General features: G+C 40.0%; 22 protein-coding genes and 1 riboswitch. Of the genes, 8 read left to right on the top strand and 14 right to left on the bottom strand.

Going from position 1 to position 22,358, the window contains the following annotated elements; translation table 11 throughout:
- Positions 1-103: 103 nt before the first annotated feature.
- Positions 104-310: a zinc ribbon domain-containing protein gene (locus tag AC3ZVC_RS17605; RefSeq protein WP_490064507.1), complete on the bottom strand. Its 207-nt coding sequence runs from the start codon at positions 308-310 to the stop codon at positions 104-106.
- A gap of 157 nt (positions 311-467) precedes the next feature.
- Here AC3ZVC_RS17605 and AC3ZVC_RS17600 point away from each other — a divergent pair, with 157 nt between their 5' ends.
- Positions 468-854 carry a globin domain-containing protein gene (locus AC3ZVC_RS17600; protein ID WP_490064506.1) on the top strand — a complete coding sequence of 129 codons (387 nt, stop codon included), beginning with the start codon at positions 468-470 and terminating at the stop codon, positions 852-854.
- A gap of 43 nt (positions 855-897) precedes the next feature.
- Here the strand turns inward: AC3ZVC_RS17600 and AC3ZVC_RS17595 are convergent, their stop codons facing one another.
- The 3 genes from AC3ZVC_RS17595 to AC3ZVC_RS17585 all read right to left on the bottom strand — a co-directional run bounded on the left by AC3ZVC_RS17595 (position 898) and on the right by AC3ZVC_RS17585 (position 4,763).
- Positions 898-1,317, bottom strand: a complete 420-nt coding sequence (locus AC3ZVC_RS17595; RefSeq protein WP_490064505.1) for a hypothetical protein — start codon at positions 1,315-1,317, stop codon at positions 898-900.
- A gap of 129 nt (positions 1,318-1,446) precedes the next feature.
- Positions 1,447-2,451, bottom strand: a complete 1,005-nt coding sequence (locus tag AC3ZVC_RS17590) for a DUF3231 family protein (RefSeq protein WP_490064504.1) — start codon at positions 2,449-2,451, stop codon at positions 1,447-1,449.
- Between the two features lie 146 nt (positions 2,452-2,597).
- Positions 2,598-4,763 (bottom strand): beta-propeller domain-containing protein, encoded by a 2,166-nt coding sequence (locus AC3ZVC_RS17585; protein ID WP_490064503.1) that lies wholly within the window; start codon positions 4,761-4,763, stop codon positions 2,598-2,600.
- 145 nt (positions 4,764-4,908) lie between these two features.
- On the opposite strand from AC3ZVC_RS17585, the gene AC3ZVC_RS17580 reads away from it, so the two are divergent.
- Positions 4,909-5,862 (top strand): DMT family transporter, encoded by a 954-nt coding sequence (locus AC3ZVC_RS17580; protein ID WP_490064502.1) that lies wholly within the window; start codon positions 4,909-4,911, stop codon positions 5,860-5,862.
- Between the two features lie 40 nt (positions 5,863-5,902).
- Here AC3ZVC_RS17580 and AC3ZVC_RS17575 read toward each other — a convergent pair whose 3' ends face one another.
- On the bottom strand, positions 5,903-6,031 hold the full coding sequence (locus tag AC3ZVC_RS17575; protein ID WP_258309119.1) for a hypothetical protein: 129 nt from the start codon (positions 6,029-6,031) through the stop codon (positions 5,903-5,905).
- A 313-nt stretch (positions 6,032-6,344) separates the two neighbouring features.
- Here AC3ZVC_RS17575 and AC3ZVC_RS17570 point away from each other — a divergent pair, with 313 nt between their 5' ends.
- A complete protein-coding gene (locus tag AC3ZVC_RS17570; RefSeq protein WP_490064501.1) occupies positions 6,345-6,491 on the top strand; it encodes a YwzD family small protein in 147 nt (48 codons plus the stop codon).
- A gap of 18 nt (positions 6,492-6,509) precedes the next feature.
- Here AC3ZVC_RS17570 and AC3ZVC_RS17565 read toward each other — a convergent pair whose 3' ends face one another.
- The 4 genes from AC3ZVC_RS17565 to AC3ZVC_RS17550 form a co-directional block, all read right to left on the bottom strand.
- Positions 6,510-7,358, bottom strand: coding sequence for a CAP domain-containing protein (locus AC3ZVC_RS17565; RefSeq protein ID WP_490064500.1), 849 nt, complete (start codon positions 7,356-7,358; stop codon positions 6,510-6,512).
- Positions 7,359-7,762: 404 nt separating this feature from the next.
- Complete coding sequence (locus AC3ZVC_RS17560) at positions 7,763-7,906, bottom strand: hypothetical protein (protein WP_490064499.1); 144 nt, start codon at positions 7,904-7,906, stop codon at positions 7,763-7,765.
- 74 nt (positions 7,907-7,980) lie between these two features.
- Positions 7,981-9,003 (bottom strand): low-specificity L-threonine aldolase, encoded by a 1,023-nt coding sequence (ltaE, locus tag AC3ZVC_RS17555; protein WP_490064498.1) that lies wholly within the window; start codon positions 9,001-9,003, stop codon positions 7,981-7,983.
- 184 nt (positions 9,004-9,187) lie between these two features.
- Positions 9,188-9,631, bottom strand: coding sequence for a ferritin-like domain-containing protein (locus tag AC3ZVC_RS17550; RefSeq protein WP_490064497.1), 444 nt, complete (start codon positions 9,629-9,631; stop codon positions 9,188-9,190).
- A gap of 400 nt (positions 9,632-10,031) precedes the next feature.
- On the opposite strand from AC3ZVC_RS17550, the gene qoxA reads away from it, so the two are divergent.
- Genes qoxA through qoxD form a run of 4 tightly spaced genes read left to right on the top strand, consistent with a single transcriptional unit; the run spans position 10,032 to position 13,882 of the window.
- Positions 10,032-11,021, top strand: a complete 990-nt coding sequence (gene qoxA / locus AC3ZVC_RS17545) for a cytochrome aa3 quinol oxidase subunit II (RefSeq protein WP_490064496.1) — start codon at positions 10,032-10,034, stop codon at positions 11,019-11,021.
- A complete protein-coding gene (gene qoxB / locus AC3ZVC_RS17540) occupies positions 11,011-12,987 on the top strand; it encodes a cytochrome aa3 quinol oxidase subunit I (RefSeq protein WP_490064495.1) in 1,977 nt (658 codons plus the stop codon). The genes qoxA and qoxB overlap by 11 nt, the downstream gene beginning before the upstream one ends.
- The gene (qoxC, locus tag AC3ZVC_RS17535) at positions 12,977-13,582 is read left to right on the top strand and encodes a cytochrome aa3 quinol oxidase subunit III (RefSeq protein WP_110063510.1); all 606 of its coding nucleotides are present in this window, start codon (positions 12,977-12,979) and stop codon (positions 13,580-13,582) included. Before qoxB ends, qoxC begins: the two co-directional genes overlap by 11 nt.
- A complete protein-coding gene (gene qoxD / locus AC3ZVC_RS17530; RefSeq protein ID WP_490064494.1) occupies positions 13,583-13,882 on the top strand; it encodes a cytochrome aa3 quinol oxidase subunit IV in 300 nt (99 codons plus the stop codon).
- A gap of 93 nt (positions 13,883-13,975) precedes the next feature.
- On the opposite strand, the gene AC3ZVC_RS17525 is transcribed toward qoxD, so the two are convergent.
- From AC3ZVC_RS17525 to AC3ZVC_RS17510, 4 genes are all read right to left on the bottom strand, one after another.
- The gene (locus AC3ZVC_RS17525) at positions 13,976-14,209 is read right to left on the bottom strand and encodes a hypothetical protein (RefSeq protein ID WP_490064493.1); all 234 of its coding nucleotides are present in this window, start codon (positions 14,207-14,209) and stop codon (positions 13,976-13,978) included.
- A gap of 100 nt (positions 14,210-14,309) precedes the next feature.
- Entirely contained in the window at positions 14,310-14,588 is a 279-nt protein-coding gene (locus AC3ZVC_RS17520; protein WP_490064492.1) for a hypothetical protein, read from the bottom strand.
- 96 nt (positions 14,589-14,684) lie between these two features.
- Complete coding sequence (gene thiT, locus AC3ZVC_RS17515; RefSeq protein WP_490064491.1) at positions 14,685-15,284, bottom strand: energy-coupled thiamine transporter ThiT; 600 nt, start codon at positions 15,282-15,284, stop codon at positions 14,685-14,687.
- Between the two features lie 65 nt (positions 15,285-15,349).
- A riboswitch (TPP riboswitch) is annotated at positions 15,350-15,452 on the bottom strand.
- 53 nt (positions 15,453-15,505) lie between these two features.
- Positions 15,506-16,849, bottom strand: a complete 1,344-nt coding sequence (locus AC3ZVC_RS17510) for an MATE family efflux transporter (protein WP_490064490.1) — start codon at positions 16,847-16,849, stop codon at positions 15,506-15,508.
- 380 nt (positions 16,850-17,229) lie between these two features.
- On the opposite strand from AC3ZVC_RS17510, the gene AC3ZVC_RS17505 reads away from it, so the two are divergent.
- On the top strand, positions 17,230-18,960 hold the full coding sequence (locus AC3ZVC_RS17505) for an AAA family ATPase (RefSeq protein ID WP_490064489.1): 1,731 nt from the start codon (positions 17,230-17,232) through the stop codon (positions 18,958-18,960).
- Positions 18,961-19,813: 853 nt separating this feature from the next.
- On the opposite strand, the gene AC3ZVC_RS17500 is transcribed toward AC3ZVC_RS17505, so the two are convergent.
- Positions 19,814-22,213, bottom strand: a complete 2,400-nt coding sequence (locus AC3ZVC_RS17500; protein ID WP_490064488.1) for a M14 family metallopeptidase — start codon at positions 22,211-22,213, stop codon at positions 19,814-19,816.
- Positions 22,214-22,358: the final 145 nt, after the last annotated feature.

Raw genomic sequence — 22,358 nt, 5'->3', positions numbered from 1 at the left:
AAGCATTGCCTTATGAACGGCAATGCTTAAGGTTATCTGCGAAACGCTTTTTCCATGGAGGGAAGTTCGTTTAGTTGAACTGATTTCTACTCATCTGAGTTGTTTAACCGCCGAAGAAAAAGTCTAGTACGTTACCGGCAGTAGACGAATTTTTATTATAGAACTCAGAGTAGCCGCAGTTTTTACAATAAACGACAAGAAAGCGATTATGCTGAAGATCAAGCATTTTTGAGAGCCCGCTTCCAGTCATGGATACTTCTTTTTGTCCCGCATCTCTGCTTCCGCATTTTACACAGCCTTTTTTCTCCATACTATCCACCCTTTCGTATCCCTTTCCTTACTATACGGTTAAGGGAAAAAATTGTTTCAAATATTCAAATTGTGATTTACATCACACTTAAGCTAAAATACCTACTATATAATGACAATAAAATTAAGTAAATTATGTTGAAAAAGCAGGTGAAGAAATGGTACAGGAATTTAAGACTCTATTTGAGGAAATTGGCGGAACAGAAACCATTGAAAAGTTGGTGGACGCTTTTTACCCGCGCGTTTATGCAGATCCAATATTGAGTCCCCTATTTGAAGGTGACATAGAGGAAATTAAGCGAAAGCAGCGCATGTTTCTTTCACAGTTTCTCGGCGGGCCACCGCTTTATAGCCAGGAATTCGGCCCACCTGCTATGAAGCAGCGTCATATGCCTTTTGAAATTACCCCCAAAAGAGCAGAGAGATGGCTCAGCTGCATGAAAGATGCCTTCAAAGAAACAGGTCTGGACCAAAACCCGGCGGCGGGTCCCTTCTATGATCGTTTAATGCAGGTAGCCGCAATTATGGTAAATTGTCATGACTAAGAAAAAAGGCCTTCCAGTCAACTGGATGGCCTTTTGGGATTTTTTAAAGTGATTCAAAATATTCTTTTGCATTTTCAACAGATTGGAACATTTTTACCTCTGTAACCTCCTTCTCATCATAAGCAACGCCAAGGAAACCATCTGCAAGCTGGAGAATATCTGCTGAAGAAGGATCTTCTTCTTCGATAATAACCGTTTCCTCCATTTCAAGTTGTCCTTTTTCTGCCCAAGACTGAACTTCGGCAGAGTAAGTATCTATATTCATTCCCTCATCAATGCGGTCATCCAATTCTGCAACAGACAGTGGTTTCTCTTCCCCCTCTGTATTCGTTGGCTTGTTATAGTCTTCACTATTATTTTCTTCCATACTTACTTCTTTTTCTGAAGGATTATTAGCTTCTTCATCTGCCCCGCATGCAGTCAGCAGTAACGCAGCAGAGAATGCGTATACCAATTTGCACATTACTTTCAGCTCCTTTTCCTTTTTTTTATTCTAGTATTCTATTACCCCATTTTATTCGGTTGCATTCATAGGAATAGTTCAGATTATCCCAAACAAATTAAGCACCCATAATTGAGTGCTTGTCTCTCTTTATTTCTTTCTTAGTTCTTCCCTGTTAAGTGATTGAGGTGGTTTCTCCAGCCAGCCATTGTCAATCATAATTTTGGCGCCATCATCTGCGTAAGTGCCAACCTCGGCCATCATTTTCGCATAGCGGATTGCGAGATCCTTCCTCACGCTGGCACCAATTGCGATGCCAAAGTCCATTACACCTACTGCTGAGATGCTGGCGATTTGAAACATCATTAGCCTGTCAGAGAAAGGCGAAGTCGTTGAATCAGTAAGTGATCCATCCCAGGTGCTTGGATACGCCACATCATCATTTTTCAATACATTGAGAAAATACTCTACATGTTCCAAACACATATCGTACCCTTTTTTAAAATAATTGCTTATCTCTTTTTGCTTTGCTACCTGACTGTATGCCAGCAACATTGTCTTTGCGATATTAGCTACTTCTACATTGGTTCCAAGATGGGCTATTTCAATCGCGAGCAATTGTCTTTTTTTGCCCACTAATCCTCCCAGGAAATGATAATCGGTAACGTATTTCACTTTTTTTGGATAATCAATATAAGGTGAACGAATAAAATAACCTTTTTCTTCCATTGCATCTGAAGCCATATCAAATAGATTTTCAGTTTGTTCGTAGTATTTTTTAAAAAGACTGCGGACGTCTTTTCTTGCTGAAACTGATTTTGCAAGTGAATAAGCATTTAATCCTGTTCTCCCCAGATGATGCATGAATCTTAAATAAGTTACATCCGAAAACAGCTTAGGGGCATCTTGTCTCCAATCGTTTTCATTATATCCATTGGGTAAGGGGAAATTTTCTTTTTTAAACAATGAACGAATGTCTTCTATATGGTCCTGGGCAATGGATAAAGCATATTCCAATACAGGTAATACATCAGGATCCTCGTATGTATTTATATAATGCTGAATGCAGCAAACTGCTGCTGTGTCTGCTACATAAGTATTCCAAAGCATTGCCATTTCAGATGATATTAATTTAGGAATACTGCTGCCATTCATATTTTCACCAGCCATTTTATTAAAAATTATATTTATATACTAATAACTTTATCATCTCCTTTAAAAAGGAAACTCATTCACTTAAATGGAAAAATTTTACCAAAAAAAAAGAAACAAGCTCTATAAAAGCCAGTTTCTTCTTACATTTAAGGGAGCTTTAATTCACCCGTTTTTCTGTAGCTGTTAATATTATAGGCAGCAATCTTATTTGGTGATAAAGTATAGATCTGATCTTCAATATAAATAAGCCTTTCCATCGTATTTTCCCATTCCTCATACACTGCATTGGTTTCCTGGTGAGTAAATGTTGTTTCCAGATGAATCCCGTTATGAGCGTCTATTCTGTATACATGAGCTCCCTGGAACTCGTATCTGGATTCAAATTGGCTGCCTTCAACGCTTTTATAAACAGTAATTGGAAAAGCAAACAGGTTCTTTTCTTTGTGAAAGAGCAGAGCTTTATGGTCATAATTTAAAGGAGAGTAAGTTCCTCTTCCTCCAATTATTTCGGTATCTTTTTCAATTGGATTTTTCATATCGCTAACATCGAAAAGAGATATTTTGACTCCCTCTGTTGTAATAAGTGGCTGGTTTCCTGATCCCTTTCCAGCCAAAACCTTTGTATCATGGCCAAATCCGATTAGATTATTTTCATCCAATGGATGCAGATAGTTGCTAAAACCAGGTATTTTCAGTTCACCTAATACCACTGGTTTTTGAGGGTTGGAACCATCGATTACAAAGAGCGGGTCGGTTTCCTTGAAAGTAACCATATAAATTCGCTCATTCATAAACCTGGCAGAGTAAATTCTCTCACCCTTTGCAAGGTCTTCGAGCTGGCCAATCTGCTTTAAATTTTCATCCAAAATATAGAGGTTATTGGTTGACGGGTTTCGATCATCCCAAGCTTGCCCCTTGGTAGTGACAACCCTAAAGTTTCCTTTATACTCATCCATTGAAAATTGGTTTAAGACTGTTCCTTTTAATTCAGCGGAATTTTGAAACTCTGCTTTTTTGCCGTTTAAGTTGAATTTATAGATGCTGCTGTCAGGGCTGAAGACCCTGTCTGTTGTAATAGGTTCATGATGGTAATTAGGAACAGCCAGATAGAGGTTGTTTTTGGACATATATAGTTCCGTTCCGCTTCCCAGGTAGGTTGTTATGCCCAAATCTGCTTTTGTGTCTTCCAAATCCATAACGGCTATATTTGTGTAATTTGCATTTCTGGAATCTGGAAAGTATTGAATATCTCTATAATCAATTATTTGCAAATCCTTGTTTTGGGCAGTATCAGAATATCGGGGACGAAGATCTGCATCTTCATTTCTTTCAAGAATCCAAAAGTCGGGATAATGGCTTGTAATCATAAAAACTTTCCCATCCATTAGTCTCGAAGCAAGCAAACTGCCTTCGATTTCAATCTCCCTTAACATTTTTGGCTGTTGTTTATTTTTGACATTGTATACGATGGCTTTCGTTGATTGAAATGCTGGTGCAATCAGTAAATCGGCTGCTCTTTTGTCTTGACTTTTAGTTAGCTCTTTATAGCTGTGGCCCAAGACAATTAATTGGTTTCCTTCCAAAAATAAGTGAGAGGGAGAAAAGGATCGATTAAAGGTAAGCACTGAGTCCATTTGCATTTTGTCAGCAGGGACTCCTTTAATAATCTGTACTTTCCCTTCGCTTATTCTATATATATGGGTTCCATCTGTTTTTACCATGTCGGCTTCGTCAATTCCCTGAACTTGAACATTGGTCTCTGAGTGATCCTGCTCAGCTGTATCAGCCGCACTTTTTTCATTGCTGCTTTCCAGGCTTACAGCCATATCCCTGCCATCGAAATACTTCTGTTCTTTTAGAAGTTTTAAAAAGTATGCATTTAACTTTTCCTTCGATCCTATTGTCGGCAGAGTTTCTTTAACCGTAAAAGCAGCTTCTAAGGACCGATATAATCTTCTTCCGGATTCTGCTTTAATGCCTTTTGTAATAACTAACGAATAATGAGGGGAGTTCACTTGATATCCGTTCTTTGGGGGCTCGATGAGTACGGTCTTTTTGTCCCTGTCCAATGATATACCGACATTTTGTTTCTTGCCATCTTGATTCAGCACATAGACTGTTTGACTATTCACACTTCGAGCATCCAGTTCTTTTGAAAACTCCACCTCCCAAACTTTATTTTTCAATACAATGAGTTCTTCACTTTTTCCAGCTAGATCACTAATCATTTTTAACCGGGTCCCAAAGAGAACCGAAACGAATAGAAATAAAATGACCGCCATGCCTCCAATTAAAAGCCACTTTTTCTTCATTTTAGACACCCCTTTTAAAACAATTGACGGGTTTTATCTTCCAATTGTTACAAATTCCTGTTGATATATTTTCAGAAATTAATGAACTCTATTGCGAAGAAAGGTAAAATGGAATTTATATCAGGATGGGAAAGAGGTTTTATCTGTGCAAGCTGCAGCAAACAAAAATTACGGTTTTTTTTTGTTAATATTGGCGAATATGATATGGGGAGGAAACTTTGTTATTGGCAGAATGGGAGTTGAGTATTTCTCGCCGCTGCTTTTTTCTTTATTCAGATGGCTGATTGCGTTCCTGCTATTAACTCCATTTATGCTAAAGCCCCTCAAAAAAGATTGGAAGATTCTTTGGCAGCATAAACCTGTTCTTTTGCTTTTGGCGGTGACGGGGGTGGCAGGCTATAATACGATTATTTATTTTGCCCTTCAATACACAACCTCTATAAATGCATCGGTAGTGAATAGTACTACTCCACTATTCATAGCAATCTTGGCTATATTTATCTTAAAAGAAAAACTTTCACTTAAGCAGATTGCTGGAATTATTTTATCTGTTTTCGGAATTTCGTTTATCATTTCAAGGGGCTCGATTGATGCTTTCCTTTCTTGGAGCATTAATACGGGAGACCTGTTTGTTTTAACTGCCGTATTTTTGTGGGCCTTGTATTCAGTTATTGGGAAGAAATATTCCGGCATACTGCCAGCACTTTCGACTTTTTATGTGACTTCATTTCTTGGTATTTTAATATTGGGGCCTTTAAGTTTGATTGAATACAGGCTTTCTGGTATAGGACCGGCCTTCTCGGCTTTTTCGGTTGGGATTTTACTCTATGTAGGCTTTCTGGCCTCCATTGTCGCATTTTTATCATGGAATTATGGAGTTTCAATAATTGGAGCTTCTAAAGCGGGGGTTTTTCTAAATCTTTTACCTGTTTTTGCAACTGCTTTTGCCGTTCTATTCACAGCTGAATCCTTATATCATTACCAAGTTATAGGCGGAGTTATCGTTATTTTTGGTGTATTGCTTTCATCCAATATTTCTTTCGGAGTTAGAAAAAGAAATATAAAGCAAAACAGTATTTCCCCGAATAAGGCCCAATAAAAAACTCCCCGCTATTGCGGGGAGTTTTCTTTCTATATTATTACCAATCCTGGGTTCTCTCAAGTAAAATATCGATTTCAACTTGTCTGATCATATAGCCAAGATCTTCTTCTGCAATTTCTGATGTGGATTCCAAAATCTGATCAATATCCATTTGCACCAATCTCATAACCAGACCTCCTATTTTAATATTCGTTCAACATATACATGGTTTATGTATATTTTCTCTTTCCTTCTATACTATTCGTGCCGTTCTCAACCGGTGTGGGGGTAACCTCAAAAAGTTTTTTTAAACCACATACCCACATTTATTCTTTAGTAAACCTATATGTCCAATAACTTTCATGTGATGAAAATGAATGATTAATCACTATTAGTCACATACCATTTCATATTTAAATAATATATAGTGACTGAAGTTTAAAAAAACTTTTACAGGGAATAGTTTCATCAACTATCACTCTTGCTAGAAGGTGTTTATAATGGAAGCCAATTTTAATGATTTTGCAAAAGTTTTGGAATCTGCTCTTGATAAGGGGCAATCAGAGAGTCAAATTACGATTCATGAGTTAGTAGATGATATAAAAAACCAGCTGGAGCCATTAATAAATAAAAAAGAAATCGGCTGAATGCCGATTTCTTTTTTATTACTTGCTTATAAACATCTGGGTCCAATAAGATCCGTTTTCTGTATATCCCACTCCAATATGAGTGAATGTACCATTCAGGATGTTTTTCCGGTGCCCTTCACTGTCCATCCATGCCTGAACGACTTGCTGTGGTGTCTGCTGTCCCATTGCAATATTTTCTCCAGCGCTGCTGTAGTTGACACCAAAGTCTCTCATCATGTCAAATGGTGAACCATATGTTGGGCTAGTATGTGAAAAGTAATTCTTTTGCTGCATATCATTTGATTTTGCCTGTGCCACATTACTTAATGGATTATCTGCCTTTAAAGCTGAAAGTCCATTCTTTGTACGCTCAGCATTCGTTAACTCGATTACTTGCGCTTCAAAATTATTGATTTCGTCACCCTGTGCTTCTGGTGCCTGGTTTGTTTCCTTTCGCGGCTCTGGTGCTGCCGGCTGCTGTCCGCCAATTCCTCCCTGTCCGTAAGGCTGCTGATTAAATTGATCGGCTCCGGGCTGGCCTGGCGCCATTCCCTGATTTTGCTGCTCGTCCTCGCCAAATTGGAAAAATGGCAATCCGCCATCATTGGTTAACTCACTGTGGGGGTACTCCTGGCTTGGCATACCTGTGCTGTAGGAATTCGGGTCAATGGTCAGATAGCCATTATTCACTCTTTGCAATTCAAGAGGAGTCGCTCCCCTTCTTTCTCTTTCCACATTCACATTATTTGTGTTGCTTATTTCTTCTAATTCATTGCCTGTTAAATTTCCATTATCCATCCCCTGCTCGGCATTATTATTACATGCTGCAAGTAATAGGACGAGAAATACGCCTAACAAAAAGTTTCTGTTAAAAAGCATCTTCATCTTTAGCTTATCTCCTTTAAAATAAATTTACTTTCTTATAATGCGGATTAATGAGGAAAGTATAGTTGGAAATATAGAGAAAAAGCCGAATTTGCCTTATGGGAACTTCCTGAATTTCAAAGCATATTTTGATGTTAAGGGAACAAATGAGGAGTGATACCTTTGAGGCAATATATCATAACAGGAATGAATGGCGGGGTTACTTATCAAGGCTTTCCGGCGATGTTATATGGGCCTTGGTACCAGCCCGTTCACCAGGGATACCCGTTTCACAGCATTTGGGATCCCAGCCATTTTCAAGCTCACCATCAGCACTATTCATCCCCTGTGTGGCAAGGACGGTATTGAGTGCATAAAAAAACGCATGTTACAGAAAATAACATGCGTTTTTTATATACTGTTTATCACAAAATAAGCAATATGATCATGATCAAAGATGGGATTCCATAATATAAAGCATTTTTCCCGAGAACCTCTTTGTCCTGCCTGTCTTCCCAAGTTTTATAAACTGAATTTTGCTCACTATACCATTCACCATTGTTTTTCATTTTCTTCATTCCTTTCTAAAAGGAGTTATTATTCAATACCCTTTTTAGAAAGGAATAAGAGTAAATCCCTTTATTTAGCTTGCAGCCCTTTGGATTGCAGCAATAGCTTTTTCAATATCGTTTTTCGAAACATCATAATGGGTTACAAAGCGAACGGAAGTAGGCCCAAATGTACCTGCAAGAACTCCTTCTGCTTTAATTTTCTCAACGAATTGTGAAGAATCTATATTAAGGTCCTTAACATCAGCCACAACAATATTGGTATCCACTTGATTGCTGATGTGAATTCCATTAATTTGGCTTAGTTGTTCGGCAAGATATTGGGCGTTTTCATGATCCTCAGATAAGCGTTCTCTCATTTGCGATAATGCTACAAGTCCAGGAGCAGCTATGATCCCTGACTGGCGAAGCCCCCCTCCAAGCCTTTTACGCCACTTTCTTGCAGAAGCAATAAACTCCCTGCTCCCTGCAAGAATAGAGCCAACTGGCGCACCTAATCCTTTGGATAAACACACTTGAACAGTATCACAATATTGAGTGAGTTCTTTCGCTGGCAGATTTAATGCTGCTGCGGCATTAAACAGTCTTGCCCCATCAATATGTACAGGTATGTTATTTTCTTTAGAGATTTTATGTATTTCCTTCATATTTTCAACCGGAACTGCAGCACCGCCTGCTCTATTATGGGTATTTTCAAGGCAAATCAGGCCCGTCTCTGGATAGTGCTGATCTTCTCCTCTTATGGCATACTTCACTTCAGCCGGGTCCATTGCACCTCTTTCACCCCTGATTGTCCTTGTCTGGACACCTCCAAATGCAGATGCAGCGCCGGATTCATAATAAAATATATGGCTTTCTGCTTCAAGAATGATTTCGTTTCCTGGACGGCAATGCGTCAAAATGGCTATCTGATTTCCCTGTGTGCCGCTTGTAACAAATAAGGCAGCTTCTTTTCCCAAAATTTCAGCAGCGGTTTCCTCCAATTTATTTATTGTTGGATCCTCGCCGTACACATCGTCTCCTACCTCAGCTTTATAAGCGGCTTTTCTCATTTCCTCTGTTGGCTTTGTTACTGTATCACTTCGTAAGTCGATCATTTCCTCACCCTGCCATTCATTTTTTAATCCATGTTACTTCACTATTCTGTATTTTTCAATAAAAAAGGGTGTTCAAATATATATTATGTTCAAGCACAATCTTGATTTCGGCCCTTTTTTGTTTGAGCGAAATCTACAGTCAAGGTTAACGGAGCAAAAAAGAAAGAGCCCTTAAGTAAAGCTCTTATTTTTGCTTATTCAAGAAATATAAAAACCATACCGCATGGTGCTGTTCATCCGCTGCTGCCCTTTTAAAAACTTCTTTAATGGTTGGATCTGACGTCTGCTCAGCTATATCCAAATAAAAATCCACTGTATTTTGTTCGTCATTAAACGAAAAATCCAAACCTTCCTTATAAGTGTTCGGGCAATCTTCTGTCATTTGTGGCTGGTGCTGCTGTCCGGTCAGGTTCATATAAATTTGACTGAATTGCTGAAAATGCTTAATCTCATCTTGCCTAATTTCTAAGATCTGGTCTTTTTCCTTTTGGTTAGAAGCCATTTCAGAAAGCTTTTGATAACATTGAACAGCACCATATTCACCGTTAATAGCCTTTGCAATATCTCCTGCCAATTTATCATTCTGGCGATAATTCATGCTGCCCTGATAGTAATGATATGGATACATAACTCAAACCTCCCTTGGGCGGAATTCATTATCTATCCTATGTTTTTTCTTAAAACAGGTGCCTGAATAAATTATATTGTTTTTTCTTTTCATCCTTTAAAAAAATGTTCAAAATTTGTTCAAAAATACATTTTTCCTATCAAACCCTTGTTGTAAATGTATTTTGACAAAAATAATTAGCTTACTTATTGCTTACATTAATTTCCTTCCCACTTTTGTCACAACTTTTTATTTTTCTCTATGTTATTATCATTTACACAGTGATAACTAGGTTTATTAATGGTTTATTGTCTGTTCAGGTTTTTCATCAATATATTTTTTTACAAATTTGTGAAAAACCGCACATTATTTGTGAATTATTTAACAATAGCTTTTTTTACCAAAAGGAGATGAAAATCAGATGAAGAAATTTCTGCTCTCTTTAACAGCCTTATTGCCCTTGTTTGTTCTAAGCGGCTGCAATATGGTTGTGTTTGAACCGCAGGGCCCTGTTGCAAGAAGCATTACTGATTTAATAAACTGGTCCCTGATCTGGATGCTTCTCGTGGTAGTAGTCGTATTTGGATTATTCGGCTACATCGTTTGGAAATACCGTGAACGGCCTGAAAATATGAACTATGAACCACCGGAGGAGCATGGCAGTACACTTTTGGAAATTATTTGGACAGGAATACCAATCTTAATTGTAATCGCCCTGACAATTCCTACAGTTAAAACCCTTTATGCTCTTGAAGACGTGCCTAAAGGATATGAAGAAAAAGAGCCTATTACCATACATGTAACATCTGCTGACTGGAAATGGATTTTCAGTTATCCGGAAGAAGGAATTGAAACTGTTAACTATGTCAATATTCCGGAAGATACGCCTGTTTTGTTCAAACTGACATCAGCTAGTACTATGCAGTCATTCTGGGTGCCTGCTTTAGGAGGCCAGAAGTATACGATGCCGAAAATGGAAACAGAAATGTATCTAATCGCGGATAACCCTGGGTCCTATGAAGGGCAAAATACAAACTTTAATGGCCGTGGTTATGCGGATATGAAATTTGAGGTGCTTGCACAAACGCACGAAGAATTTGAGCAATGGGTTGATGAAGTAAAAGAAAAAGCTCCACAATTGACGGAAAAAGAGTATGAGGATCTGCTTAAGCCTACACATCTTGGACGAATGACTTTTTCAAACACTCACCTCGGATGGGTCAACCACGCGGATCCGGATTCTAAAGCTTATACAAACCCGGATCTTTATAGAGGCCATGGTTATCAAGGAAAGATCTTTGAAGAAGAAGATAACTATAAATCCGAAGAAATCAACGAGAATGATAAACATGGTCATGATGAAAATATAGAAAATAAAGAAAGCCATGGAGGTGGCCATAATGGGCATTAAATGGGATGAACTTTTAATTACGGGTGACCCTTTAATACTAGGATCACAGATTGCTATTCTCCTAACGATGATAGGAATCATCGCCGGGATCACCTATTTAAAAAAATGGAGATGGCTTTGGACAGAATGGCTTACGACTGTCGATCATAAAAGAATAGGTATTATGTACATTATTGCTGCTGTATTGATGTTTTTCCGTGGAGGAATTGACGGTCTGATGATGAAAGCCCAAACGGCCAGACCGGAAATGGAATTTCTAAATGCACAGCACTACAATGAAGTATTTACCACACATGGGGTAATCATGATTCTATTCATGGCAATGCCTCTTTTGATCGGAATAATGAACGTAATTATACCATTGCAAATTGGCGCCAGAGATGTTGCATTTCCGCAATTGAATGCTTTAAGTTTCTGGTTATTCTTCAGTGGTGCAATGCTGTTTAACATTTCATTTGTTATTGGGGGATCCCCTGATGCTGGATGGACTTCGTACTTCCCTCTTGCAGGGAAAGAGTTTAGTCCCAGCATAGCAAATAACTATTATGCAATAGCCCTGCAGATTGCCGGTATCGGAACGCTGATTTCGGGAATTAACTTCGTGGTAACCATTTTAAAAATGCGGACAAGGGGCATGACTTTAATGAAAATGCCGATGTTCACATGGACATCATTTATTGCATCAGTAATTATCGTGGCTGCTTTCCCGATCCTTACGGTTGCACTTGCCCTGATGACAACTGACCGACTTTACGGAACACATTTCTTTACGGTTTCTGGTGGAGGTATGGATATGCTTTGGGCCAATTTATTTTGGCTTTGGGGACATCCTGAAGTATATATCCTCATCCTTCCGGCATTTGGTATATACTCAGAAATTTTTGCCACTTTTTCACGTAAATCATTATTTGGCTACAAATCTATGATTCTCTCAATCGTGGCCATTGCTATTTTAAGTATGGTTGTCTGGGTTCACCATTTTTACACAATGGGTTCAGGTCCTGCGGTTAACTCCATTTTCTCAATTACAACGATGGCGATTGCCGTACCAACCGGAATCAAAATATTTAACTGGCTGTTTACAATGCGAAAAGGCCGGATCAAGATGACAACCCCGATGTTATGGGCTTTAGCCTTTATTCCTTGTTTTATCATCGGAGGTGTAACTGGGGTTATGTTAGGAATGGGAGCAGCAGATTTCCAATACCATAACACACTATTCTTGGTTGCCCACTTTCATTACACCATTATTCCCGGTGTTGTGTTTGCCGTATTTGCGGCTCTCTACTATTGGTGGCCTAAAATGTTCGGTTTTATGTTAAATGAAAAAATCGGCAAGTGGCATTTCTGGTTATTTGTAATTGGATTCAACGTAACCTTTATGCCAATGTTTTTCCTTGGTTTAGACGGAGCTGTTAGACGCTCTTACACATATTCCGTTGAATCAGGATTTGCACCATTATTTTTATTATCTGCCATTGGATCTGCCATTTTGGCTCTAGGTTTTGCTGCCTTCTGTTATAACATTTACTGGAGTGCAAGATATGCGGATCGCAAAATTTCCAGTGATCCATGGGATGCAAGAACACTTGAATGGTCAACTGCTTCTCCGGTCCAATTCTATAATTTTGCTAAACAGCCGGAAGTAACAACCCTTGATCCATTCTGGCATATGAAGAAAAATAATGAAGGCTTAACTTTAAAGGATAGCGAGATTGAAGAAATTCACATGCCAAGCAATTCCGGACTCCCTATTTTCATGGGTGCAGTATTCAGTGTTGCCGGATTCTTCCTTGTATTTGAATGGCATATTGCAGCCGTCGTTGCTGCGATAGGCATAATTGCGGGGCTGATTATTCGTTCCTTTGATTATGATGAAGGATATCATGTAAAGAAAGATGAGATCAAAAAGATAGAAAGCACTTGGAGAAATGTTGAAGGAGAGGTGCATAATGATGTCAGCTAATGTAGATACAACACTGCCCCTTGAATACCAAACAGAACAAAACCGCTTGAATATACTCGGTTTTTGGATCTTTCTTGGTGCAGAGATTATTCTGTTCGCCACTCTGTTTGGTGTGTACGGAGTCCTTTATGAGCGCTATGCTGGAGGTCCAACACATAAAGATATTTTTGTTATCAAGGATGTAATGATACAAACCCTTCTCCTTTTAACGAGCAGCTTTACGATGGGACTGGCCATCTTTGAAATGCGACAGCATAATCTGAAAAGGCTGATTACATGGCTAATAATTACACTTGTACTTGGCGCAGGCTTCCTATTCATGGAGATTAACGAATTTATCCATTATGTGCATGAAGGTGCAACAATGCAGACAAGTGCTTTTCTTTCAAGTCTTTTTGTTCTGCTCGGAACTCATGGTGCGCACGTCACACTTGGTATCGGCTGGGCCATCATGGTTATTATTCAGCTGGCAAAACGGGGACTAACACCAGTTACCGCACGCAAAACCTTTATTATTGGTCTGTATTGGCACTTTCTAGATGTAGTGTGGATCTTTATTTTCACATTTGTATATTTAAAAGGGTTGGTGGGCTAAATGGAAAAGACTAGGAAAGGTTTCCCAATAAGTCATGTTATTGGTTTTGTTTTCTCACTTATACTCACTTTCGGTGCAGCAGGTATTGCTTTAAAAACAGACTTATCTTTTAAAGTGATTATGTGGATCATCGGCTCCCTGGCTATCATGCAAGCCGGAATACAGCTTTTCATGTTTATGCATTTGCGTGAAGGCGAAGACGGCAAAACGAACGTCCTTAATATCTTTTACGGCGTTTTCATGGCTGTGGTTATTGTGGCAGGGTCGATTTGGGTTTTGAGCTCAGGCCATGCCCACTAAAATCTTATAATAAAAATGGAAAAACCGGTTCTCAACGAGGGAGCCGGTTTTTAATTATGTTTTATATCATCATTCAGAACATAAATTTAGCAGCTATCTAATTCCCTTGCTTCCTTCCGCCATCTCTTCCATTAAATGAATAAATAGGCCAAAGCCGAAGAACAACATGGAAGACACCATAACGCTTAATCCAATTGAAAAGATATATTCCCCATTGATACCGCTTACAAAAAAACTGGCTATAAGGACTGTTAACCCAATCACTATACCTGTTCCTGCCATATTTTTAAAAAAGAGCATAACTTTTAGCTGAGTTTCCTTCATCATTTTCATCCCCTTTTACTAAATATTCTAACTTTGTTCACAAAATTGTCAAACATTTTTTGCAAGAAAAAACGTTTTGCCCTGAGCAAAACGCTAGTTTCTTCTATTGATATAGCTTCTTAATTTGTTCCAGATCTTTCATTAAGCTGCAAATTTCCTGGCGTGTCAGCATTAGAGGCATTTGGTCATATAATGTAATGATTTGTCCATCCTCATCATCTTCATGAAGTGATAAGTATCGGTACAAATTTTCACACTGTACTTTATTAAGGACTGATTGGGTGTTGAAGTTTTTAACTTTATGAATTTCAAAAGCACTGGCTTCCGCGTCATATACACCAGAGATAATGCTTCCTTGCAAGGAATTTGACAAGGCAATCACTCTCCTTTTTGAGTAATATACCCAATTTTCAGGAGTTCGTTACCCGCATCAATAAAAAAAACCTCTTCGGATGGATGATCCCAAGAGGTTCTATCGTTAAGAAGCCCGCTTTTGTACTGTGATGCTGCCATCAGCTTTTCGAATAACCAACCTTGGAGCCGATGAAATTAATAATACCGCCAGGATGGAGCATAATATGGCTGCTCCAAGCATGGTTGCGCCATTTGCCAGGAAGGAAAACAGAACTGGTGACATTCCCTCTGGTGCATAGCTTCCGAAAAAGAGAACACCTGCAATAAAATGCCAGAAATAGCGGGCGAAGCTTCCTGCAAAAATGGCCAATACAATCCAGCCAAGTGCCTTTTTCTTGTTCTCATTGCGAAGTTGTTTTTGGATTGGAAGGTAAAACAAACCAGCTACTCCTATAAAAGCAAAAGCAACAAAATACTCAATAAAAGCCTGCAGTGGTGTAGCAATCCATGCATCACCCATCGCAATCTGCAGGATGCCCCATAATAAGCCTGCTATAAAGCTTACTTTAATGCCCCATCTGAATGCCAGTACAAAAATCGGAATCATGGCAGCAGAGATAGATATCGATGGCGAAAGTTTAATAGATGGCAAAAAATCCAGGATAATCGCAAATGCTGCGAAAAAGGATGCTTCAATCATCGCCGCCAAGCTTAATTTTTTCATAAAAAAATCCCCTTCAAAAGTATGACGATACCCCAAAGGAGAACAAGCAGGCAGAGTGATCCCATCTGCCTTTTAGTCCACATTCCTGCGCTAGCATTATCTAACAGGTTCAAAGGGTCAGAACAGCAAAGTGTTCACTCTCAGCAAAATGCTCCCCTTGTGGTAACGTTATCAAATTATTCCATTTTATTATATATTGTTTTCTAATCTATGAAAAGTGTTTATTTACCTTCCTCAAAGAGTTTTTGCTCATTCCATTTGCCATATCGATAATAAATAAATGCAATTACACTGCTAATGGCAAAGCTGACACCCATGCCTGCAGCAATGCCATTCTCCCCCATAAATTTTGAAAAAAGATATGTCAAAGGATAGCGCAGAACCCAGAAAGAAATGATGTTGAGTACCAGCACCTGAAACATTGCTCCAGAAGCCCTTACTATCCCATTCAGGATAAAATTAATACCAAGCAATGGATAAAAGAAAGCAATCATTTTTAAATACTCAGTTCCGTACTCCAGCGCTTCTTTTTCCTGGATAAACAGGCTGACTCCATATTCGGCCAACAATACCGTTAGCAAAGCGATGATTAGCATAAATACAAGATTATAAATCACTCCGTAAAGAGCAATTTTGTGAACGCGATCCCATTCATTAGCGCCAATATTCTGCCCTGCCATACTGTTCACAGCAGTCCCCAAAGCCATAGCCGGGAGCATAATGATACTGTCAATCCGCTGTGCTGCACCAAATCCGGCAACCACATCTCCCCCAAACGATGTGACAACACTCATAATGGCCATAACCCCAGCTGAAATAACGGTCATTTGCAGACCAGATGGAATGCCAAGTTTGAAAATTAATGCTGCCTCTTCCTTCTGCGGCCATGAAGGCATGGTGAATGGTGCCAGATTTTTGCGGAGAATAAGCACTATGCCAGCCAGGAAAGCTAGTCCCTGTGATACAATGGTTGCATACGCAGCCCCTTCTATTCCAAGATTGAAGGTCCAAATGAAAAGCGGATCCAAAATTGCGTTCAGAATCACCGCAATGAACACAAAGTATAATGGGGTTTTACTGTCTCCCAGAGCACGAAGTACAGTGCCGAGAAAATTATAGCCAAATAAAAACAGAATGCCGAGAAAATTAATTTGCAGATAAGCTGCTGCGTCTGGAATCATTCCCGCAGGAGTCCCCATGAAGACCAATATTTTTTCAGAAAATAAAAATCCTGCCAAGCCGAGTCCTATGGATAAGACTGTTAAAATCACGACGAAGGCATTTAAATATCTCTTAAGCCCCTTTTCATTGTCTCCTCCCTTTTGCTGAGACAAAATGGTCAAAGTAGCATTGTTAATCCCGATAATAAAGGAGAGCACAGTAAAAATAACAGTCCCTGAAACCGCTATGGCTCCCAAAGCATTAGCTCCAAGCAAATTTCCGACCCACAAACTGTCAATAAATTGATAGGAAACCTGCAGCAAATTTGTCAGCATGATGGGTGCTGAAAAAATAAGGAGCTGTTTAAGTATATTCCCTTTCGTAAAATCCTGCTGGTTGTTCATTCCCTACACCTTTTTCTATTTATAAGGTAATAAGTTCTATTATCAATGATTTTCCTTTTAACTTCCAATTATATGAACTTAAGACGCAAAACGGGGTTTGATAGCTTTTTCTACTTTCGAGATAATTAATTTGTTTTGGGAATCTCTAAAAATAATATTGTTTGGGTCCGGATTATACTTGGAGTGGAGCTAGTCTTATTGTGTGCATTCCTTTGTCACATATCTTTCACAAATAAGCATCTTCCCCGGCCTGTTATAGCACACTTTAGCGGCAAAAATATTATTTTTCCATAATTTACAACGTTTAAAAAGTGTAAAAGCCTATAAATAACTTTTCTTTTTCCTTATAATGAAAATATGTTCAATAAGGAGGGAATTAGTTGAAATCACGTTTACAGAAACCTTCGACGATTGTTTCGCTTTTATTGGTAGTCACGGTGATTTTGGCAGCGGTTATTTGGACCGTACAAGCAGGAAATAAGGAAGTGACAGTCCCGTTTTCTTCTGTGGAAAAGCTCATTGCCTCCCAGGATGGAAAGACTGTTGCAATACAGGAATATAAAAACGGCAAGCTACTAATTACTGCCCCTGATGGAGAGTATATTTCACATGTGCCTCCTAACAGTGAAATGGTTGATAAATTAGTAGAAACCTATAATATACAATATACTTTCGCAACAACAGGCCCGTATACGCCTTGGATTCTTGGCGGATTGGTCTTATTATTCATAGCCATCGGAATTTACTTATATAAATCAGGAAAAGGCGGAATGGGCGCTACAAATACGATGAAGCAAAGTGTTTCAAAGCAAAAGCCCCTTCCTTCCATTTCACTTGAAGATGTGGGCGGCATCCAGGAAGAAATGAAAGAGGAAATTATGCAAACTCTTTCTATTTTAAAAGAGCCTGAACGCTCGCTGAAAATGGGGATTAAACCGCCGAAGGGCATTCTATTATACGGACCTCCCGGAACGGGGAAAACATTGCTTGCACAGGCAATTGCCAAGGAACTTGGGGCAACGTTCTTCTCAACCAGCGGTTCCGGCTTTAATGAATTATTTGTCGGTGTTGGTGCTTCCCGTGTAAGAAATCTTTTCCAAAATGCAAGAAAGTACGCACCTGCTGTCGTGTTTATCGATGAAGTGGATGCACTGGCAGGCCGAAGAAAGCAGCATGGCGGAGAAGAAAGCGAAAAAACATTAACAGAACTTCTTGTCCAGCTTGATGGCGGACATTCCAATGACGGGATTTTGTTCATTGCAGCAACAAACCGAAAAGATATGCTGGACGAAGCATTCCTTCGCCCTGGACGTATTGACTTCTCCTTTAATGTCCCGCTTCCTGATACAAAGGGCCGAAGAGAGATTATCAATATCCATACGAAAAATAGATTGCTGGCTGAAGATGTTATGACGACTCTTGGTGATTTAGCTGAAAGCACTTCAGGCTTCTCTGGCGCAGATCTTCATTCACTATTTGAAACTGCAAGCCGAAGAGCTGTACGAAATGGCCAGGAAATTATCTCAAAAGAAGATTTGGATTATGCGCTTGACCGTACGATTCTTGGTACCACTACCCGTGCCCTGCAAGATGCAGGAACTAAGCAGCGTGTGGCGATCCATGAAGCGGGCCATGCATTGGTTGCAGCTTTGACCAAGCCGGGTTCTGTTCGTAAAGCAACAATTATCCCACGTGGTGAAGCTCTTGGATATGTAGCTCCAATTCAAAAGGAACTTCATCTTTCCACAACGAGCGAGCTGCTTGATCAAGTAGCCATGATTCTTGCAGGCGGTGTAGCCGAAAGATTAATTCTCGGTGAGCACAGCATTGGCGTCAGCGGTGATGTTAAGCAAGCTAAGCATATTATCGAGCAAATGGTCGATACAGGCCTGCTGGATAACGGCTTTGAGCTTACTTTTAACAAAGGACAAAAAGAAGCTAAAATGCAGGATCTATTCCAAAAAGCGCTGGAAAGATGCGAACTGTTAATTGCAAACCATCAGCCGCAATTTGAGAATCTTGTAGAAGCCCTTCTTGAAAAAGAGACTTTGGAAGGTACAGAGGTTCAGGAGATTGTAGGAGAATTAAATGTTGATATGGTTATAGCTTAAAAGTGAAGCCGGCCCTGAATGGGGGCCGGCTTTGTTATTGTTAAGGGGTATATGTTTCGCTGACGGCGATTATTGATTTGTTTTGTTAAAAGTTCGTAATCGGGTGCTTTTACACATCAAAGTGACCTCTTTCTTTGATGGATTGTTTCCATTAGTGAGATTGACGACGAAATAGTCTCCTTTTCCTTGGATATGGTAGTTAATCAGAGGGATTAACGACGAAATTGCCTCCTGCCCCTTGGATATGGTAGTAAATCAGTGGGATTAACGACGAAATAGTCTGCTCTTCCTTGGATATGGTAGTTAATCAGTGGGATTAACGACGAAATTGCGCGCTCCTCCTTGGGTATGGTAGTTAATCGGTGGGATTAACGACGAAATTACGCGCTCCCCCTTGGGTATGGTAGTTAATCGGTGGGATTAACGACGAAATTGCCTGCTCTCCCTAGGATATGGTAGTTAATCAGAGGCATTAACGACGAAATTGTCTGCTTTCCCTTGGGTATGGTAGTTAATCGGTGGGATTAACGACGAAATTGCCTGCTCTCCCTTGGATATGGTAGTTAATCAGAGGCATTAACGACGAAATTGTCTGCTTTCTCTTGGGTATGGTAGTTATTCAGTGACATTAGCAACGAAGCTGTCATCTACCCCTGAACCATTTTCCTTGTTTCTCAGCTTTTGTTCTGCGATCGGCCGGTAAATCCGCGGTTTTGGCCGGTATTCCTCTATAATTGGCCGGTAAAACAGCGTATGGCCGGTATTTGTATGTTCTCCGCAAAGAGCAGCTTTTAATTAGCATAAAAAGATCAAAGCCCCAGCCTGAAAGTTTGTTTAGGCTGGGGCTTTTAAGTTATTTGATTGTTATTTTAGCAGAATTGTAGTTGTTTCCTTTTTCAACCGGGTTGTAATTTTTTTCGATGTTGCCGGCTGCGTCTACGGAGAACCAGTTGATGGTTGTTGTGTTTTCAATTTTAAGCATTTCTGCTTGCTCTCGGGTTCCGCTTAGCTGCAGTTTATTGGATTCAAAAGTTGGCTTGGTTCCATCCAGTGTGTAGTAGATGCTGGCTGGTTCGCTTGTTTGGAACTCAATATTCATGGGTCCATTAAAGGTTCCTTTGCCAGGCACAGCCTTTGTAGACGGAGGCTGTTTATCCTTGGATTGGTTATAGGCAACCTCAATCAATCCGATAAGGCCATTGGCAAATTCCATTGCTTCTTCATGGCCTTCTTCAAAGTCCGGCTGGAATCCAACTGCTCTCCAGCGATCTTCTTCTTCATCCCATAAATCAGCGCCAACTTCAAAGTTCCATGCGTAGATGCCTTTTTCATACCATAAATAATCAGCTGAATTGCCTGCTGCTGAGTATAATACATCAGGAATTGGGCCTGTACGGCTTGGTAAAATAACAGTGCCGCGGTGATCTTGGATTTCATTTAAAATATGATCAGATGCTGCCCAATAGAAGGCTTCTTCCCCTGCAGTCGGTCTGGGGAGTGTCGTGCGGTTAGCATCATAGGCACCTGGAGACCACATGAAATAACCGCCGTAGCTATGGATATTCATCGCAAATTTGATATTCGGGTTTTGATCTGCCAGCCAGACCAGATTTTGTGCCTCTGGTTCGGAAGTTTCTTCAGGCCCGGCAAATGTGGTGCTCGTACAGCTTGTAGTACTAGCTCCAATAAAACCATCAAACGCTGAACCGACTGAATGATTACGGTTCAAGTCCACTCCCCAGCTATTTCGGCGCCCGGGGTCAGATGCTGTTGGACCGCAGTGGTTGGTCATGTTTTTCCGCTGCATATTGTAATCATAGAAGCTGTAATGTGCCCCATCCGGATTCGTTGATGGAACCAGGAAAATGTCCAGGTTATCTACTAATTTTTTCGTTTCTCCATCATGAGCATAGTTACGAAGCAAACGTTCTGCTGTTTCTATCGTAACCAGCGGAGTCACCCATTCACGTGCATGCTCTTGTGCATAACCAAGCACACCGGGCTTTGAACCGTCACGATGCTTTCCAATTCGAATGGCTTTTACAGTGAATGGATCTCTTGAGATTTTTTCCGGAGCTTTAAGGTTATCCGTTAACTGGGCTTCTGTTGGGACAACATTCCCTAATCCACTATTCCCTCTGTATGTAGTGGCAGTTACCAGATCGCTTGCCTGGGAGTTAATTGCTGCTGCAACATCTCTGGCAGCGCTTACCGAATTCCCGTTAGAATCGGTAGCTAATTCCACGATAATCCGTTTGTCTTCAACCAATACTTTAAGAGGAGAAGAGGTGTCACCTGTATTCCTGAATTCTACAGTAATTTCATTTCCGCCCTCATGTCCCCAGTCATTTGATGTCACTACTACACTGTTATCCGTCGTACTGCCAAGGATCGCCTGTGCATTCCTGCGGTAACCGTTTGTTTTATTCGGCATTTCAATTATTTCAACTAAATCAGGGAATTCCTCTGCCAATTTTTCAGCCCGTTCATAAAGTTCGGTGGGGTCCATATAATGGTCTACAAAGTCTTTTACATAATGCTTTTTCGGGTTTCCAGGCTTATCATCGCCAAGCCATTCTGTTACAGACTGGCTTGCTGTACCGCCCAGATTGCTTTCAATTTTTACTTGATTCGGTATCTGATCTATAGGCAAAAGCAAATAGTGGTATAGATACTCCCCCATATCTACCTTCCTGCTGAGTGCAGCTGATTTCTCAACACCATCCTCTGCCCAGTGTGCAGTCAAAGCGGTGCTTGATGTTTCTCCTGCACTAGACTTCGCTTCAATGTATAAAAACGTGCCAGATTGATTTGTAAAATGGTTGGCTCTCAAAATAGTAATCTGATCCTCAGCAGCAGTGATTGAATTCTCCTGCTGTTGTACCTGTCTGCGTTCCTCTGTTCTTTCCTTCCATTGTTTTTCATTGATTAAAGTATCTTTCACTTTAATTCCATAGGTTTTTAAAAGAGCGATTTCAGTCGGCGTTACAACAGCATCAGCCTCAATAACACCATCATGTTCGTGGATCCGGTGAGTCAAATCAATGCCCAATTCAAGCAATTTATCCATTGCCTGCTTATTCGGTACCTCAAGCTGGACGACAGATACAGATTCTTCAACTGGCAATGGCTGCCCATCCTGTTGAACAGCAGCGGTTGGTGTGCTAAAGGATGGGTATACGGTTGAGAAACCCAGCCCGGAAATTGCTGTCAAGACGACTAGACCGCTTTTCCACTTCTTACTCTTTGACAAAAAACATGCACCTCCTATTTTTTCTGTTAAACAAGCCCATTATAAGATTTACTAGTAAAATAAATTGTCATATTTAGACAGATAACGAGAAAATAAGCTATTATCCCTAATCCTGACAACATAAGTTGAATTTCTTAGAGAATTA

This window comes from Cytobacillus sp. C11.1 (assembly GCF_058145115.1).
The sequence above is the reverse complement of the archived record's forward strand: the minus strand, read 5'-3'. Positions and strand labels throughout refer to the sequence as shown.